Raw genomic sequence first — 18,716 nt, 5'->3', positions numbered from 1 at the left:
GAGAGCTGTTAAAATACTGTTAGGATAATTCATTAATATTTATTTTGTCTAATTTGGGATTTGGAAAGGCAGGGTTTAAATAAAAGTATTCACTTCGTTTATAACGTTTAAATCCCATTTTCTTATAAAAATTGTATAACTGTTTTTTTGCGATATTACTATCCTGTTCCATTTGTTTAAAATTCATTTTAGTATTCCATTCACTATCCTGTTTAGAAGAGTTAGGATGACTAACTTCTAATTGTAATGGAAAAGCTTTTAGGATTGCAATTCCATATGAACTATTTAACCTAAGCAGGATATCTTTCGTGATAAGTTTACCATATCCTTTTCCGCGATATTCAGGTAGAATTTCAATTCGATCTAAATATAGAATATTTGAGTTGAATGATTCGTCGATTTTTTCTTGCCATTCTTTTTTAAAACTGTTAGTATCATAATCAAATAATAGACCTCCTAGTTCATTATGATCGAGTTGGGAAAATAAATCATCAACCCAATAATTATCTTCTATACATAGCTCCCATAAGAAAAGTTTAACGTTTACTTTTCCTATTAATGAAGCACTTTCTTTGTCGTTTTTATCTATTTGGATTTCATATACTTCGATGTTGTATTTATTGATATAACGCTCTTCTTCAATATTTCCAGTGCTTGATGATAAACTATAGTTTAATCTTAAGAATGTAATAATGTCAGTGTCCATAAATAAAGTATTATTGATTTGCGAATATAGTGATTGTCTTTGAGAATGGAATCTTTTTCCCTGTTCTTTTAAGAAAATGTACATCAGATAGCGACCACATTGGCTTGAAGTTTTTCCAAATGATTCTTGTCTAGGTAATTTGGCCTTATTTGATTATAACCGAGAAAGTCGATTTAATTTGTCTGTTTCGGGTGTAAAAATGATAATTAGGGCTTTTAATATACCCCTTTGGGTATAGTGCGATGATAGTTGTTATTATAACACCCTGTAAAATAATAATTATGATATACCCGTTTGTTGTTTGATTTTTCTAAATAATTTGTACTTTTACGGTGATTTAGTTAGGAAGTTAAAAGTACAAATAACTTTATTATGAAAGAATTACCTAGAAACATAAAACGCGATGATATTCTTCAGGGTATCCGTAAAATAGAAGAAGAGGGTATTCCAGCTCAAGCTCATTCGTCCACTTATGATCTGTTATACAATGGAAAAAGGTTTCCACCTAAATTGGTTTTAGCTTATGCTAATATTTTTGCAAATGGAGAAGAATTAGATCGTAATGAATTTGAAGGCGGAAAAGGTACTACTTGTTTTAAGATATTGAAAGATAATGGTTTTAAAATTGTTTTGAAGAACGAATCCAATTCTATATCGGAAACATTAGTAAAGTTTTTGGAACAAGCTAAAGGTAATAGTTTGAAAACTAAGGATTATATAAGGTATTTTGATGATTTGCAAGTGAAAGTAAGCTTCGGAATGGCTAGTTTAGCACGTGTACCATGGATTTCTTTTTTAGCACAGGGACAAAAAACTAGTAATGGAATATATCCTGTATATCTCTTTTACAAAAAGTATAATATTTTGGTATTGGCTTATGGCGTCAGCGAAGGGACTGTACCGGTTGTTACCTGGAATTTAGATACTAATGTAGAAACGATTAATTCCTATTTTAAAAAAAGAAATATAATACCGGATAGATATGGAGATTCTTATGTTTATGCGGTGTACGATACAACCAAACCTTTGAATTATACTTTAATTGAAGAAGACTTGAAAAGAATAATAGCCCAGTATAAGAACATAATAACTTCAGATAAAAACTCGTTGATTGCTTTATCTGGTCAAAGTAAAAAGTACGGCGAGAAAGATTTTGAGCCTGAATCATTTATGAACGATTTAAATTCTACAGGGCTTGTTTTCTCATCAGAGTTTGTTTCTCGTTTTATCTTGTCATTGTTGACAAAGCCTTTTGTTATTTTAAGTGGTCTAGCTGGTTCTGGTAAGACGCAATTAGCTATGATGTTTGCAAAATGGATTTGTGAGGATATAGATAAACAGGTTTGTATGATTCCTGTTGGAGCAGATTGGACAAATCGAGAATTCTTGATTGGATATCCTAATGCACTGGAAAAAGGAGCTTATGTAAAACCCGATAATGGAGCATTGGATCTTATAATAGAAGCAAACAAGAATCCAAGAAAGCCATACTTCTTAATTCTTGATGAAATGAATCTAAGTTATGTTGAACGTTACTTTTCTGATTTTTTGAGTGTAATGGAGTCAGAAGAAGGGATTCCTTTAATGAAGAATTGTATAGATAAAGAAATTACTCCTGTTATAAAATTGCCTCGTAACTTATTTATAATAGGAACGATTAATGTAGATGAAACGACTTATATGTTTAGCCCTAAGGTTTTAGACCGTGCTAATGTCTTAGAATTTCGTATTATGGAGAAGGACATGAAAGATTTCTTGCAGAAGCTTCAGCCTATTCATAAAGATATTATCAATAATAAAGGCGTTGAGCAAGCAACTTCCTTCGTAAAATTGGCAGTTGATTCTTGGGGCTTGCAAATCTCTGAAGAGCGTAAAGCGTCTATTATTACTTCTTTAGAATGTTTCTTTTATGAGTTGAAAAAAATACATGCAGAATTTGGGTATCGCACAGCCTGTGAGATTTTTCGATTTATGGCTTTAGCAGAGAAAGTTAATACAAAGTTGGAAGGTGATGCTATTGTTGATGCCGCAATTATACAAAAATTGTTGCCAAAACTACATGGTTCTCGTAAGAAAGTGGAACCTGTACTAAAAGCATTATGGAATCTTTGCCTTGTTAAGGGTTCCGAGTTAACCCTGGAAAATACAATAGAGTTTGTTCACAATGACCAATTTAAATATCCGCTGTCTGCAGAAAAAATATGGCGTATGTATTGTGTAGCGTTGGATAATGGTTTTACTAGTTTTGCTGAAGCATGACGTATGGATGAGTTATCAATACATATTGCTTTAAATAATGGTGATTGTACAACCTTATATGTTTTTGCTAGGCGAAAGAATACTTTGTTTAAAAGTGAGGACGCCAAAGAATATGGAGAATCTCCTTTTCAATTACAAGAAGGTTGTATGTATGATTTTGAGCTTGATAAGAATAGCTACTATTTACAAGAAGATAGAGATATTTTAACTAATAGCAAAAGTCGCCAAGCAATTAGTCGTGGATGTATATCTACAGGAATTTATGTGGGTACATATAGTATTGATGTTTTACAAAAAGAGGATAATAAAAAGGTAGGTGAGGTTGCTTTTGAGATTCGTTCCGCCAAAGTCGGTTATCGTGATGACTACCGTAGAATGTTAGAGGATATCACAGAGTTTTGTACAGAGCTACTTATGCAGCAAAGTTCTCCTGTGATACAACGTTATGAGGTAGATATAACTAAAGATCCTAGATCAGATTATCAGCGTTTTGCTTTTGTTCGTTCGCTTGTTGATAGTGACTCTTTTGCAGATGCGATGTATCAGATTCAATTGTCTCCAGTTAAGAGATGGATTGATTCAGAAGAAGAAAGGCAACTTTGTAATGTAAAACGTTGGGGGCAACATACGCTAAGGCAACTTGCTCGTGCAACTAATAGAGTTTCTTTGTCTAATCAACATCCTTTGAAAGATCGTTTCGATACATTGCCACGCTGCGTGCCTGTTGCTTTTAGAAAAGAGACTGCCGATATTCCGGAAAATCGTTTTATAAAGTATGTATTGCGTTCATTTTTAACATTTTGTTCTTCTATACAACATCATTCTAAGGCTGGACAACGATTAAAACAGGAAGCTTCTTTAGTTTGTGAGAAGTTGTTACAGTATCTGTCATATCCTTTGTTCCGTAATATTTCAGAAATAAATGTACTGCCTTTAAATAGTCCAATTTTACAAAGAAAAGAAGGGTATCGGGAAATCTTTCAGAAATGGTTAATGTTTGATATGGCTGCTCGACTTACTTGGCAAGGTGGTGAAGATGTGTATGGAGCTGGAAAAAAGGATGTTGCCAGATTGTACGAGTATTGGCTTTTCTTCAAATTATTAGATGTTTTGAGCCAGAAGTTTCACATTCCCTCAAAAAGTAAAGAAGAGCTCATTGATTGTAGTAATGAGTTAAACCTAACCTTAAAGCAAGGTAAAATGATTATGTTGAGTGGCATATATGAGACAGATAGTCGTAAATTAAATATATGTTTTTCTTATAATCGAACTTTTAGTTATACAGATAACTATCAATTATCAGGAAGCTGGACTCGGAATTTTCGTCCTGACTATACATTGACAATATGGCCAGGAGACATAGCTAGTGAAGAAGCTGAACGAGAAGAGTTGATTACGCATATACATTTTGATGCGAAATATAGAATAGAACAATTATTTCTTCGTGACAATACAAATAAGAATAATGATGAAGTATCCGATGACTTATCGGAGATGAAGCGAGAGGAAGAGCGAGGAACTTATAAGCGCGCTGATTTATTAAAAATGCATGCCTATAAAGATGCTATTCGAAGAACAGGAGGAGCTTATATCCTTTACCCAGGAACAGAAAATCAAGTTATTCATGGCTTTCATGAAATCATTCCTGGGCTAGGAGCCTTTGCTATTTCGCCTAAGGATTATGATAAGAGTATACAGGCTTTTCTAACTTTTCTTGATGATGTAGTTGATAATTTCCTAAATCGCACCTCTTTACGTGAGAAGCTAGCTTATCATACATATTCTGTATTGAGTAAAAATAATAATCGTAGTTTACGTGAGCCTCTGCCAGAACCTTATGGGGCCAATCGCGATCTATTACCTGATGAGACATACGTCTTAATTGGGTATTATAAAAATGAACAACAATTAGATTGGATTCTAAAAAGAAAATTATATAATACTCGTACTGGTAGTACTAATGGTTCTCTACATTTGAGTAAAGAGGTTATATCTGTGCGTTATTTATTGTTACATGGAGAAGGAGAATTATTGACTGGAAGATTATATAAATTGCTTCCTAAAGGGCCTCGGATCTTTTCGAAAGAGAAGTTGGAAAAAATAGGGTATAAAGAACCTTCGGGAGATTACTATTTAGTTTATAATATAGAAGGAATACCTGAACCTGAATTTGAAGGCATGAAATGGGATATAAGGCTTTTGGAGGGGTATAAGAAGGGTAATTTGTCAGCAAGTGTTTTTGCTGTTTCGTTGGCTGATTTGATGAAAATTAAAGTTTTTAATGAATACGAGTATACTAATGAAACTTAATTTCCTGTTCTGTTATAGTGCCATTCGTTCCTTGACAAGATTGGGTATATATTTATTTTTTTCATATATATCACCTAATCCGAGTTTGGGGTATATCATTCCACCAACTCCGGGTAATACACTTCCTTGCGCATCTTTGGATGTATCGATAGCAAATGTCAGAAATTCGAATTTATTGCTTATAGATTCAGGAAACTCTTTTTGCAAGTTCTTTTGAGCATCCTTATACATTACTGGAGATAATATATAAATATTAAGCGGGTTCATTTTTTCCACCAATCTGGTTAGTTGTGTTTTTACCACACAGGAACTGCTTATAATTGATTTTACAACAATTAGAGTTTGACACTCTTCAATCGGCTCTATATAAGATTTTACAATCGGACTATATTCCAATTTTGTTGTTTCATCCAAAGTGATTCTCTGATTCCAAAAAACGGCTAATGCAACATTTTTCTGTGAAATAGAGCTTAAAACACCTTGTGCCAACCAGTCAGCATCTTCAGATGCACATGCCAGCATGGTATTTCCATACCTGCTATGTTTCTTTTCATCCAGCAAAGCTCCTAGTGCTTTGCCTAGTTTGTAGAAGGTATTACGATAAATTTCAATTGAGGTACTGGGATTGGATAAGATATGCATCAATTGAATAATATCTCTGTTCTTTTCGTATGTTATATTGGTATAAGTTCTCATATTCATTCTATTTCAGCTTAATAATTCCATTAAATCCCAAATATTTGCAGGATTGGCTTTCTGTAAGTTTTGTTCAATTTCGCTTGTCCAGACAACCTCTCCATTCATGTTGTGATAGCTCCAGTATACAGTAGTCCCTTTTTCAAGAAAACTGATTCCAAACTGATTTAAGAGAATCTTGCATTTTTCTGATATTTCAACGTTTGGATATGTTTTTATGTTCACATACCCTTTACCTATTGAATGTACAATATCCAAAATCTGTTGTAGAGATACACTTTCTTGTTCAACAGAATTCCATGCTCCTAAAATAGCAGCTGCAATTCCAAATAATTCATCATTTTCTGCATGTTGTGATACTGTTATTTGCTGGATTGCTTCCTTAAATATAGGATGTGATAGAATTAATTGGTTGATACTAGAACAAGAAGGAAAATATTCTGATGTTGTGTACGAACTAATTTCAGAAGGAACAGTAGATACTGAACTATTAGGATTTGAATAAATTAGTTTCAGTTTGAACTTCTCGTTTCTTTCTGACGAAATCTCTGTTTGTCTTTTAAAATCATATTTTAACTTACTAGTTTCCCATGTTAAATCTTTCACATCTTTTAGTTGATGATAGGTTTTATGAGCATTAGGCTCTTCAATAAAAAGATCATCAACAAAGGCGTCATGTAGTTGTGTCGTTAGGTGGACGTTACTTAATTGGGTAATATATTGATTCATAAATGAAACAATTTGGTAAGTTGCGTAGTAGCTTTCATAGATAGCTCCTTTGCTATTATTTTTCCCACCTTTGTGTTTATTCTTCAGATATTTCTTTTCTTTTTGGGTAATAGGCATATATTTCTTTTTCTGTTATTTCTTTAAAACGATCCATTTTAATACCATTTCGTACTACCTTATCAAAAAACATAGTTTTAGGGCGGACCCATATTTCATGTTTACCATATAATGCCTGATAAACAACCATCTCCTCAAGTGTCTCACTATGCTGGGCAATACCCAGCATTTTATACATTCCACCTTTAAAATGAATGAAATATCGTTCTTTTTCCATAATACTACCATTGTTCTTATGCAGGTATAAAAGTAGTAAATTCTTAGATAATAAGAGCCGGTTGTTTCTGATATTTTTTTTTTTAACGTTGTATAACCTGTCGTTGTTAAATGATATCGCTATTAAATAAGGTATGATTTCTTCGTAGCGTCATTTTTTCATTTTCTTTCTCCACCTCTGAAACCCTCTCATCAAACTTTCCTCTTCCACCGACTCCGCCATATCATACTTTACCACAAACTCATGCATTGACTTTATATACATCACTCCATTTTTGAACTTATTTTCCAACAGGAATGAATAAAGCTCCGCTTTCATTTCCACCTCAATTTCCTTTTCGATAATAAAAATACTATCCTGGCCGAAATAATTATAAACTTCCGGGTTCTTGCCCTGTCTTGGGCTGGGAAGAACAAAAGTAATATTTCCAGTCTCTTTCCAGGAGACGCCTTGCGGATGAGGAACGGACAATTGATGCAAGAAATGATAAATGGGAGTGAGGTGGGAGAGGTGGATGGGGAGCCTTGAAGGTGGAATGTTGTGCGATTGAAGTTCTAAACTTTGTCCGTACCGGACATACATATACCTCGCCAGATATGGCTTAATGGCAAACGTGACTGTAACCATGGGATTTGAATTTTGAATTGTTGAAATTTGTTGTATACTGATTGCCGTTTCGTGCGGCAGATTCCGTCGTGTTTGTTGGAAAAAATCCCATGGGTTACGGGGACGGAATTCTGATTTGGTAAGAAGTTGAAATTCAAATGGTTACAAATGCCGGTTTTTCCTTTAAAACCAACGGGCCGTTCCTTTAAAAGGAACGACCCGTTGCATACCGAGGAATGACCTCTTCCTTTTAAAGGAACGGACGGCTCCCTAAAATCCATAGTGCAAAGCTATACCTAATATTCTAATTTTTCAAAAGGAAGAATAGCGGTAATCTTTATGTTATGTAATGAAATATCATAAATGGTATACATATCTAATTTATGCGTATGTATATTGGCAATATGTAATAAAAATATACTAATTAATAGGACGTGTGTTTTAACTATATTTATCAGATAACTATTCTTAAAGTGGAAAAACTTTTTATTCCTTTTCTTGTTTCTTGCGTAACAGGCGGAAAAATAGTTCTGATAAGTAAGGTGAACTTCGTACTTTTACGTCTCAAACAAAAAAAGCAAGATATGATAACATCAGTGAAACTTATGCTGAACAAGAGCAGGATATTGAATAATGGCAGTTACCCTTTAGTATTTCAGGTGATCCACAATCGGAGAAAAAAATTACTGTATACAGGCTACCGGATGAAAGAAGAGGTGTTTGACGAGTCGGAAGGGAAGATTATGAATGGCGTAGGTTCTACTTTTACGGCTACGGAGGTCGTGAAAATGAACCGCGAGTTACGAAAGATGCGGAATCAGATTGATATTCGGATCAGGCAGCTTGAGCGGACAAGAGAAGAATTTACAGTGGAGGATATTCTGACTCAAAATGCTTTTGGTACAGGAAAATCACAGTTTTATTTATTGCGATATATTAATGCGCAAATTGAGCGTAAGCAGGAACTGAAGAAAGTAGGAATGGCTGCGGCCTACAAGAGCACCCGTTCGTCGTTGGCAAAATTTATAGGTTGCCCTGATGTGCGGATGTCAGAGGTTGATTTGGCGTTCGTCAGGAGATACGAGGATTTTCTGTATAGTAATGGTGCTTCTGGCAATACGGTAAGTTATTATCTGCGCAATTTGCGCTCTTTGTATAACCAAGCGGTAACGGACGGTTATCATCCTCGTGGCGAATATCCATTTGCGAAGGCACAGACCCGCCCGGCGAAGACTGTAAAACGTGCTTTGTCACGGACGGATATGCAGAATTTGGCGGACTTGAATTTGGAGAATGAACCAGAACTGGAATTTACCCGCGATCTGTATCTGTTCAGCTTTTATGCGCAGGGAATGGCTTTTGTCGATATTGTCCTTTTGAAGAAAACCGATATTTGTAATGGTGTGCTGACTTATTCCCGCCATAAGTCGAAACAGCTGATTCGTATAGTGGTGACTCCGCAGATGCAGGGCGTGATAGATAAATATAACACGGAGAATGAGTATCTCTTTCCGATCATTAGCGGTGAATATGCTTCGGGATACCAAAAATACCGTCTGGCGTTAGGGCGTATCAACCGCCATTTGAAGAAAATCGCTGTTGTAGCTGATATTAAAGTACCGTTAACGACATATACTGCTCGGCATACTTGGGCTACCCTCGCACGTGACTATGGAGCTCCGATTTCTGTGATTAGTGCCGGACTTGGACACACTTCGGAAGAAATGACACGCGTCTATTTAAAGGATTTTGATGTATCCATGCTCAATCAAGTGAATAGCATCGTTACAAACTTATCCAAATGAAATAATTATTTGTAATATAATCTGTTGAGAATTAGAAGATATAATATTTTTATTTATCTTTGCAATATTGTAATCTATTCCGTAATAGAGATCATATTAAAATATCTTTGTTTCTTAATATATTTCACGCTGCAAAGTAAATGAAATTTTTCATTATTGAATTTATCATAAAGTCCAATAATTTATTCATTTTGTACAGATAGGGATAATAATGGCTAACTCGTTTGATTGGTTGCCTGACATTGCTCTATCAGTTGTTTTGGGGTACATCCGAAATGTTGTTTGCAGTAACGGTTGAAGTTACCTTGCGAATCAAATCCCAATTCTTCAATGATATCTTTTATACATACTCCCGGTTCCGTCATTTTTTCCAATATTCTTTGGTTCTTTTGTTTCAGCATCCACTGTTTAGCTGTCATACCAAACACTTCATTGAATTTGATAAAAAAACAGCTTCTTCCCATATTCGATAGTGAGATAAGCTGCTCTATATTATCTACTTTGGTATGATTGTGCATGACAAAATCTTTAAAATCCACTTCTTTTCCGATAATGGGGTGGAATAATGCTGCAATCTCCTGTTTTTCATAAAACCCTCGTAAAAGAAAGAAAAACTCTCGTTGCATCAGCCCGTGTAAGTGTGCGCAACTCATTCCGTTTTTGATGCAGTGAGTTAATACCTCGAGAAATAGTGTTAGTGGATAGCGTATTTTAATTGGTGAAAAGTCATATTTAATGTTGTTGCATACATTTGATAAAGACTGTAATATGAGCTTGTCACAGTTCTCTGCAGGTATATCGAAAAACATGGAGAGCAGACTTGAATCGGTTTCCGCAAATCCTTTTAGTCGGGAAGAACGAGGGATGAGTATCATTTCTCCAGCATGAAACAACTTGTTATGAAACTGGTTGCAACTTATGGTGAAATCGCCTTTCAGGAAGAACAGGAGATAATTTTTTGTTGTATTATCTTCTTCAAATGCTGCATTCTTAGCGAATTCAAGATATTTAAATCCAGTTTCAATTGTTGTCATGTAGTTTTGACATGACCGATGTTCTTCAATGTACAAAAGTTCGCTTTTTGTATGTTTTGTTTCCATGGCAATAACTGTTTTGATTGTTTAGTCTGTTACTTATCTGTTTGTTTCACAATTGTTTCAGTATCTATTTTTTTAATGAATTATATATCAGAATAATATTATTTATTTTGTTTGTTATGATTCATTATATTATGATATTGAAACATTCTGTTATTAGTTTCTGTAATATAATTCATTGATAATTAAATATTTATTATTTGTGTATAATTATGCATCTCTATTACGGAATAGAGATGCATAAAAAATAGTTTGAAAAGACTGTATAAAATGAATGATTGTATAAGAAATAAAGCCGGCATACTTATTGGTCTATTTACTTTGCTAGGATGTTTTGCGGTTAGAGCACAAGATATAGCAGTAAAAACGAATTTACTTTATGGCGGGTTGTTACAAACACCAAACATAGGGGTGGAATGGGGGATATCTCCCAAACTGACTGTTGACTTGTGGGGAGCCTACAATCCTTTTCCTTTGGGTAAGAATGGTTATGGTTCCAACAATAGAAAAATGAAGCATTGGTTGATACAATCAGAGCTTCGCTATTGGCTTTGTGAACGGTTCAATGGACATTTCTTTGGCGGACATTTGTTTTATGGACAATATAATGTCAGTAATATTCGATATTGGGGACTAGGTGACTTTAGAAGACAGGGAAATCTTGCCGGATTCGGATTCAGTTATGGGTATCAGTGGATTCTTTCACCACATTGGAGTATAGAAGGGACATTAGGGATCGGCTATGCACACCTGCATTATAGTAAATACCCGTGTAAGGAATGTGGTAAGCGTTTAAGCGTAAACAACCGTAATTATTTAGGGCCTACACGTGCCGCTGTATCTATCATATATTTACTTAAATAATATCCCAAATGAATAGTTTTCAGATTATAATACTTTCCTTTTTTATGAGTATAACGGTCATGTCAGTTTCCGCTCAAAATAATGATTCGATCAAGATCAATAATTTTTCTATAGAGAAGAATGCTCAAGGTGATTCTGTGAGTTTGAGATTTCATTTGATGATTGCTCCCGGCATTACAAAAGCAAATGATGAGTTGTTGCTTACACCTATATTGATAGATATAAAGGGAAATCACTCTTTTGCTTTCCCTGTCATACGCGTAAATGGCAAAATACGGGAGAAAATAGTTCGAAGACAAAAAGTGCTTCACTCATCAAAAGCAGAGAAAGACTTAATATATACAGTATCCAATCGGCAATGGAATACAATAACATGTTCAACTCCGATGTTAGCCAATCAACTTTGGATATGGCAGGCAAAGTTAGTGTTACGGCGGCAACTTGGAAATTGCTGTATGAAAAAGGAGTTGGATATGGTGGAATTGTTTACGTGGAACCGGACGGATGGATATTCTATTGTTAAGCCGGAAATAAAGAATAAGGTGGAAATACCGGAAATGTTACCGCATAAATGTGCTACGGAAGTACTGGCTGAAACAGAGAAATTTGTAGAACCCATAGATAACTATTCAGCGGGTAAAAGGATTCTGGCGGGCGAGCAGGAAGGAGCACAGATTGTTTATTTCAAGCTTGCAAAGGCAGAGATAGATAGCAATTATCTGGATAATGAGAGAGTGCTGGAACATATCATTGATGTAATTCGCCGTATTAGTGAAGATCCCGAAGTAGAGATAGCTCGCGTAGTGCTATTAGGGCTTTCCTCACCCGAGGGGGCTTTTGAATTCAACAAACGATTGTCTGGAAAACGAGCTGAAGCGCTGAAGCAATATATAGCCGACCGGATTGCTTTGGCGGATAGTTGCTTTGCGCTTGTGAATGGTGATGAGGGCTGGGAAGAACTACGTTATAAAGTGGAACACTCTGATATGGAATACCGTAAGGAAGTATTGAATATTATTGATTCAGTTCCGATAATGAAAGGGCGTGAAGGACAGTTGCAACGTTTGAAAAGAGGAGTGCCCTATCGTTATTTGGAAGAACACTTCTTTCCGCAACTGCGTCGAGCCGGATACATCAAGGTGTATTACCGGATGAAAAATGGAACCATATAAATCTCAATATATAATAATTTATTTTTTAATCATAAGACAAAAATGAGAAAGAATTATTTTCTAATCGGAGTATTTGCGCTGGCAACAATAACGTTTGCTGCTTGTAGCAGTGAGGACAAGCTAGGTGAAGAAAGAAGCGATGACAATGGTAATACCGAAGTCATAGAGGGAGAGCCTACTTGGGCGAAGTTTACATTTAAACTGGGCAAAGATGGTGTTGTAGCACGTGCAACGGGTGACACACATGAAGGTACTACTACAGAAAAAAACATCAAAAATCTGCGGGCTTATATCTTCAATGAGTCCGGTAGCTTTGAAGCAAAGACGGATAATGCTACTGTAGATGAACATGGCACGGAGCACACTGCTGTATTGAAACTAACTTCCGGTAAAAAGAAAGTGTATGTAGTAGCTAATATGCAGGACGACTGGATTACGTCTACCACTACAACTGCTCAATTTGAAGCTGTTACTTTGACACATTGTACGAAAGCAGGACGTATTGCCCATACCAAAGGTGTAGAAACGGCAGTTGCTGTATCGCGTGTCGGTAATTTTGATAAAATATCCGGTAATGGGAATGCGGCGACCAATGGTTTCCTGATGGCAAATGTATTAAAGGCAACCGAATACACATTATATCCCGGGATTTCTGCTGAGGATTGTTCGAAACCGGCGTATGATAGTTCGGCGGAAATGAAGAAAAACAATCATTTGGAGGTGTTCATATCCCGTGCTGCTGCTAAGTTGCAGGCTACTTATGTAAATGCGGATGCTTTGATATTGAAAGATAGTGAAAGTAATACATTAGGCAAATTACTTACTCCGACTTTTACGGTTCGTAATCTTCCGGTTCAGAGCTATATATTTCTGCATAATCATGTTGATGGTTTCCTTACGCCGTTCTATATAATGACTAATACTAGCTCTACATTTGCAGATTTCGCTAAATATTATGACGAGGTGAATGAGCCTAATTTGGATTTGAAAGCAAGTGCTGACGGGGAAGCTATAGAGTCTATATATTTGCCGGAGAACTCCAATCAGACACCGGTAAGGGGAAATACTACTTATGTGTTGGTGAAAGGTGTATTTGCTCCGGCGGCTAATGTGATGATTAATGCTGTTGAAGTGAAAAATGATGGTGGCAATCTTAGTATCGAAAATAAATTAGACGGAACTGATTATACTACAGGAGGAAAAGATGTACCGCCATATTTTATTGTCCCGGAATGGGAAAATCAGATTTATACGGCTCCTGCAGACTTTAGTGGAAACTTGGCAAACTATGGCTTGGGCATGATTTTAAAGACTTATTTGAATAAAGCCGGAAAACAGAAATGGTTAAATGCAGTAGACGAGGGAAGTGCTGTAGACGAAGGTGATATAGAGAATTCTGTAAGTGTATATTATGGAAGCTCATTCTCTACTTCTGAAGGTATTTATTCAGTTGTTACCATCAAGAAATATTCGCATCCCAAGAATGCACTACCGGGCTATAAGGAAAGTATTGAAGGAACAATACGTATTTTTCAGTACACCGGAGGTACTTGTTATTATCGTGTGAATGTTGAAGATAATATGGACGGAAAGACGGAAGCCAACAACCTGTTCTATTCGGTAATGCGCAACCGTTTTTACAATGTAAATATCTCAAAAATTACTTCAATCGGTTATCCCGATGATGAAGATGTTACCGTGGACCCGACAGATCCCATCAACCAGAAAACGTACATGCAGGCACATATCACAGTGGAACCATGGACGAAAGTTGAACAGGATGCAGAACTGGGAATGTAATTGCTATTAGTCTGCCGGTTCATTAAAAATAGATTTTAACGGATTCTTTTGCCGGGGCATTGTCCCCGGTAAAAGAATCTAAAATCCCTCTCAATAACAATTTAACATGCATAGTACATTTTACCGGAAAAGAAGGATGGTGGCATACATATCAATGCTATTATGGCTTATTACAGGATGCGTTAATGAAGATTTTTCCGATTGTCCGCAGGGAAGTTTCCAGGTGGCTTTCGAATATGTTCATCACACGGACAATATTTGTCCCGATCGCTTCAACATTGACGTACAGCAAATAGACTTGTATGTATTTGATGCAGCCGGATGTTTTTTGAAATGTATAACTCGTAAAGGGACGCCTTTCCCGAAAGATTTTCGGATTGACCCGGAACTTTCTGCCGGTAGCTATACGTTGGTGGCATGGGGAAACTTGACTGATGAAGTGACTTTACAACCGGCCTTTATTGCCGGACAAACTACGCTTGAGCAGGCGTTATTATCACTCAACGCAGCTGAAGACCGTAGCGTGAACCATAGACTGACTCCTGTTTTTCATGCTATGAAACAAGTAGAAGTAAACGATGTGAAGGAACACACTGAAGTTCTTTCACTTATAAAGAATGAGAATCATTTGCATCTGAATGTGAAGTGGTTTGAAAAAAGCGGAATACCATGTATTCACCGCTGTGCGGATGGCGTGCGTGTCCGTGTACTTGATCCCAAAGGGGCGACCTATAAATTTGATAATTCTGTAGTTGCTTCGGGCAACGAATTGACATATTATCCATATCAGGGCGTAAATAATGATGCATGGAATCAATTTGCAGGCGTTTTTTCTTTGATGCGTTTGGTGGAAGGGGAAAAATTGACGCTACTGATAGAACGTTTGATGCAGGACGGCACAGCCAAAGAACTCTACCGTTCTGACTTAGTCGAACTTATCCGGATGCATCCATATACCCGCATCCAGTCGGAACTTGACCGGCAAGATGTGTATGAAGTAGAAATATCGCTTATAGATGATCTGGACGGTGACACGGATACTTATATGCAAACGGCTGTTACCGTATCAGGGTGGACAATCATATTGCAGGATACGGAAATGTGATACTTTATAATTAAACGAGAGAATGAGACTGAAATTAGTTTATATATATAGCTTCGTTGTGACATTATTATATCTGCTTACTGCTTGTACTGACGGAATAGAAGCATCTTCCGATAGTAATGGCCAGGGGGAAGGCAAGGAAATTCCTGTCAGTATCATGCCGAAACTTGTTGCAGGGGATGAAAATGAGGTATCACAATTGCGTGTTATTATTTTCTCGACACGTACTTCCAATCCTTACGGCCCTAAAGTTTTAGTCAGCAATCAATTGATAGATGTAAATGAAGATTATGTTGCCATTACCTATATAGGATACAATGATATTTATGTGATAGGAAATGAACCGGTAGATCTTTCGGGAATCAATAGCCCTGAAGAATTGAAAAATATTCAGATGAATACGGAAAGCAGCCTGAGTGCTTCAAAATTTGTATTTTTCCGGCAGTTGCTCAATGTGAATGTACGGAGTAAAAATGAGATATATCCGGAAGGGGCATCCGCTTCTGTTTCAAAATTGGAGATAAAGTTGCAACGAGTGATTGCCAAGTTAAGTGTGAAGTTTGACCTTAGTACGGAGATTTGTGAAAATGGAAACCCTACAGGTGAATTCGTTAATCTTGAGTCTATGGAGTTATTTCGTATTCCAAAGTATAGTTATCTGGCTTCCTGTAAATACAGGATAGAAGAGGGGTTTCTAGATAACCGCGTTTTTTCACTAGAAAATAGCAGTGCAGAACAGAATCATTTCACATGGTCATCCGGTGATATATATTTGCCGGAATATCTGCCGATGGATGAGATTTACAGAATGGTATTGCGCATTAAAGGGACATCAAGAGGAATCACCCGTATATATACTTTGCCGATTGGTGATGCGATGAATTCAATTGATTCACATTCTACAGAATGGAATATAACCCGCAACAGGCATTATAGTTTGAATATTAAAGCGATTACCGGTTATGGAGAGGAGTCCCTTGAAGTGAAATCCAACGTTTCCGGATGGTCGGAAGTCAATGTTCCGATTGAAATAACGGGAGCTAGTTTTCTTGCAGTCAACAAAAAGACGGTCGAAGTAAAGTCTTTACGCTTTTACTCGTATGTGCGTTTTGCTTGTAACGCTCCGGTTGAAGTGAAACTTCCCGATGAGGTGACAATCGGTAATCAACTGCAGATGACAATAGAATATGATGACGCGACAAAGAAAAGCGGTCGCGTCGGGTTCAGACGTGGAAATTGGAATACTGGTAATGATATTATATATGTAACTACATTAAAATCGGGTACCGCATCTGTTGAACTTAATCTGCAACTTTATAGATCTGAAACAATTCGTGTCGGAAATAACCTTGTTACTTGGGCTGAAGCCATGGGATATTGGGAAGAGGCTAACTGGATACGTACGGGTATTTATAATGATGAGTTTTATAAAAGAGCCACCCGGGAAACTGGATGTAGAGCATATTATCCTGAAGGAGTAAATGAGAATGATGCAACAAGAGGGAAAGGATGCTGGAGATTAGCTACCATACGTGAAAATTGGGCGATTAATTCTGCTGAAGCATGGTGCATAGAGGAACATGATACAAATGGCAGAAAGGCATATGTAAGTTACGGATCGGGAAATCTCATAGACGATTATAAAGAGAATAAAAAATATCGCTATAACTGTACACTTGATGTTCGTCCTCCTGAACTTTCAGATTTTATAGTCTCAAGTTCAGATGTAACGAATGTCACGAAGGAAAATGCGTCCTCTATATGTGCAAATTTAGGCAGTGGATGGAGATTGCCTACAGGAAAAGAAATGAATTATGTTTTCCTGAATGCCGGAACCAACGGGCTTCCCAATAATTTCTTTTCGGACAGTTATTGGGGAAAGAATGAGGATGGTACTTTCATTGTAGCAACAATGAGCGATCCGGACGGAAGTGCCACGACGGATGAATTGCGAAATGGGAGACATACGGTGCGTTGTGTGAAATTACGTTATCCCCCTGTTGGATAAGAAAAATGATAGATATGATAGTAAAAAAGAAATATATTCAATTAGTCCTCACGAGGCAAACTTTTTTTGTTTGATAATTGATTGATAACCAACGGTTAGTTTCGCTTAAAAAAGCTAATCTATACTTATAAGCATACATAGCGGGGTTCAATAACCAACTGATACTGAAGACAAAAGTATATAAAAAAGTCGGATTGTAAAGCATTGGAAAAGGGCTTTTTTTATCAATCAAGGAAATCAAAAAGTGTATAGAGCAAAGTGGCGCATGTACGGTATAGATAATTCCGTACATGTTCCACTTTCTTAATTTCCTGATTTGCATTGATTTACATTAATAGTTATTATATACTATTATTTGACACTGATAAACATTGATTTTGCTTGTGGAGTGTATTATTGTCCACTTAAAGAGTCAGGAATATCTCCTTGAAACGGGTTTGACGAGCAGATCGATGTACTCGTGTTCAAGAATATGTTCCATTGCCTTGTATATGGGCATCTTTTCGATACCGGCAATCTTCAGGGCTTCCATCTTGATAGTATTCTCGATAAGCAGTAGGTAGTCTTCCTCCTTCAACTCGACATATTTCTGTGACTGTGATTTTAATTTTGCCATATTGATTTTATTTGTTTTGGAAGTCGGCCGGAATCTCACCCCACAGGCGATTGTCCCAGTACAGCACTTCGATGTCCTTGATTCTTGCCTCCATCACTTTGAGGAATATTTCCGCTTTCTGCAATGCCGGGCATCTGCGTGAAGAGACCGTCTGTTTGTTACGATACCATATGATGGCCGTAATGCTGTCCGAGTAGATTGTTCGCGGAGTTCCCGGATGCTCTAAAATATACTTGACAGCTGTCACAATACCGAGAAACTCCCCGATATTGTTTGTCCAGTTGCCAATTGATTCCGAAAAGAGTTCCATTCCGGAAGAGAGATCGACAGCCCGGAAGCGTGTCAATCTCTCTTTTGCCTTATGGGTTCCATCGGTCGCTATGCCTACCTTTGGTTTTCCTTTCATTTGCTTCTTCCCGAATGTCCGTTTTTCGTATAGATGAATCCGTCAGATTCCATGCGTCGTACTAAAGCCTGTGCTTGGTTCAGATAATCGTTGATTACACTCTCCTGATGCCTGATATCCTTGCGTCCTTTGAGAATTTCCAATACACCGTCTATTGTACGGCTCATAGCACTCTTTCCGTCCTTGGGATCGAAGAAAATCTT

At 36.8% G+C, this 18,716-nt stretch carries 16 protein-coding genes and 1 pseudogene; 8 read left to right on the top strand and 9 right to left on the bottom strand.

Annotation, left to right across the window (positions count from 1 at the left end):
* Nucleotides 1-19 precede the first annotated feature (19 nt).
* On the bottom strand, nt 20-706 hold the full coding sequence (locus LPH68_RS08705) for a hypothetical protein (RefSeq protein WP_151922938.1): 687 nt from the start codon (nt 704-706) through the stop codon (nt 20-22).
* Between the two features lie 372 nt (nt 707-1,078).
* On the opposite strand from LPH68_RS08705, the gene LPH68_RS08700 reads away from it, so the two are divergent.
* The gene (locus LPH68_RS08700) at nt 1,079-2,965 is read left to right on the top strand and encodes an McrB family protein (protein ID WP_151922939.1); all 1,887 of its coding nucleotides are present in this window, start codon (nt 1,079-1,081) and stop codon (nt 2,963-2,965) included.
* A gap of 3 nt (nt 2,966-2,968) precedes the next feature.
* Nucleotides 2,969-5,275 (top strand): DUF2357 domain-containing protein, encoded by a 2,307-nt coding sequence (locus LPH68_RS08695; RefSeq protein WP_151922940.1) that lies wholly within the window; start codon nt 2,969-2,971, stop codon nt 5,273-5,275.
* Between the two features lie 12 nt (nt 5,276-5,287).
* Here the strand turns inward: LPH68_RS08695 and LPH68_RS08690 are convergent, their stop codons facing one another.
* The 4 genes from LPH68_RS08690 to LPH68_RS08675 form a co-directional block, all read right to left on the bottom strand.
* On the bottom strand, nt 5,288-5,977 hold the full coding sequence (locus LPH68_RS08690; protein ID WP_151922941.1) for a hypothetical protein: 690 nt from the start codon (nt 5,975-5,977) through the stop codon (nt 5,288-5,290).
* Nucleotides 5,978-5,983: 6 nt separating this feature from the next.
* Complete coding sequence (locus LPH68_RS08685; RefSeq protein WP_008645020.1) at nt 5,984-6,817, bottom strand: hypothetical protein; 834 nt, start codon at nt 6,815-6,817, stop codon at nt 5,984-5,986.
* Nucleotides 6,777-7,034, bottom strand: a complete 258-nt coding sequence (locus LPH68_RS08680; protein ID WP_151922942.1) for a DUF1653 domain-containing protein — start codon at nt 7,032-7,034, stop codon at nt 6,777-6,779. Before LPH68_RS08680 ends, LPH68_RS08685 begins: the two co-directional genes overlap by 41 nt.
* A 150-nt stretch (nt 7,035-7,184) precedes the next feature.
* Entirely contained in the window at nt 7,185-7,661 is a 477-nt protein-coding gene (locus LPH68_RS08675; protein WP_151922943.1) for a hypothetical protein, read from the bottom strand.
* Between the two features lie 563 nt (nt 7,662-8,224).
* Between LPH68_RS08675 and LPH68_RS08670 the strand changes: the two genes are divergently transcribed.
* Nucleotides 8,225-9,445 carry a site-specific integrase gene (locus LPH68_RS08670; protein WP_121960147.1) on the top strand — a complete coding sequence of 407 codons (1,221 nt, stop codon included), beginning with the start codon at nt 8,225-8,227 and terminating at the stop codon, nt 9,443-9,445.
* A 215-nt stretch (nt 9,446-9,660) separates the two neighbouring features.
* On the opposite strand, the gene LPH68_RS08665 is transcribed toward LPH68_RS08670, so the two are convergent.
* Nucleotides 9,661-10,545 carry a helix-turn-helix transcriptional regulator gene (locus tag LPH68_RS08665; RefSeq protein WP_121960132.1) on the bottom strand — a complete coding sequence of 295 codons (885 nt, stop codon included), beginning with the start codon at nt 10,543-10,545 and terminating at the stop codon, nt 9,661-9,663.
* 267 nt (nt 10,546-10,812) lie between these two features.
* Between LPH68_RS08665 and LPH68_RS08660 the strand changes: the two genes are divergently transcribed.
* The 5 genes from LPH68_RS08660 (at nt 10,813) to LPH68_RS08640 (ending at nt 17,491) form a co-directional block, all read left to right on the top strand.
* On the top strand, nt 10,813-11,406 hold the full coding sequence (locus LPH68_RS08660) for a DUF3575 domain-containing protein (RefSeq protein WP_004315013.1): 594 nt from the start codon (nt 10,813-10,815) through the stop codon (nt 11,404-11,406).
* Between the two features lie 8 nt (nt 11,407-11,414).
* Complete coding sequence (locus LPH68_RS08655; RefSeq protein WP_121960133.1) at nt 11,415-12,578, top strand: DUF3868 domain-containing protein; 1,164 nt, start codon at nt 11,415-11,417, stop codon at nt 12,576-12,578.
* 42 nt (nt 12,579-12,620) lie between these two features.
* Nucleotides 12,621-14,378, top strand: coding sequence for an Mfa1 family fimbria major subunit (locus tag LPH68_RS08650; protein WP_151922944.1), 1,758 nt, complete (start codon nt 12,621-12,623; stop codon nt 14,376-14,378).
* Between the two features lie 106 nt (nt 14,379-14,484).
* Nucleotides 14,485-15,483 carry a FimB/Mfa2 family fimbrial subunit gene (locus LPH68_RS08645; RefSeq protein WP_004315016.1) on the top strand — a complete coding sequence of 333 codons (999 nt, stop codon included), beginning with the start codon at nt 14,485-14,487 and terminating at the stop codon, nt 15,481-15,483.
* Between the two features lie 22 nt (nt 15,484-15,505).
* Nucleotides 15,506-17,491 carry a hypothetical protein gene (locus tag LPH68_RS08640; protein ID WP_117684640.1) on the top strand — a complete coding sequence of 662 codons (1,986 nt, stop codon included), beginning with the start codon at nt 15,506-15,508 and terminating at the stop codon, nt 17,489-17,491.
* 412 nt (nt 17,492-17,903) lie between these two features.
* Here the strand turns inward: LPH68_RS08640 and LPH68_RS08635 are convergent, their stop codons facing one another.
* From LPH68_RS08635 to LPH68_RS08625, 3 genes and pseudogenes are all read right to left on the bottom strand, one after another.
* Complete coding sequence (locus LPH68_RS08635; protein WP_048698103.1) at nt 17,904-18,107, bottom strand: hypothetical protein; 204 nt, start codon at nt 18,105-18,107, stop codon at nt 17,904-17,906.
* A gap of 7 nt (nt 18,108-18,114) precedes the next feature.
* Nucleotides 18,115-18,513 carry a ribonuclease H gene (locus LPH68_RS08630; protein WP_048698100.1) on the bottom strand — a complete coding sequence of 133 codons (399 nt, stop codon included), beginning with the start codon at nt 18,511-18,513 and terminating at the stop codon, nt 18,115-18,117.
* Nucleotides 18,510-18,716 (bottom strand): annotated as a pseudogene (locus LPH68_RS08625) (hypothetical protein); the annotation flags it as partial. The pseudogene LPH68_RS08625 and the gene LPH68_RS08630, both read right to left, overlap by 4 nt.

Origin of the sequence: Bacteroides sp. 1_1_30 (assembly GCF_020982715.1) — a bacterium.
GTDB lineage: Bacteria > Bacteroidota > Bacteroidia > Bacteroidales > Bacteroidaceae > Bacteroides > Bacteroides xylanisolvens.
Note: the sequence above shows the minus strand (reverse complement) of the source record. Positions and strands in the feature narration are given on the sequence as shown.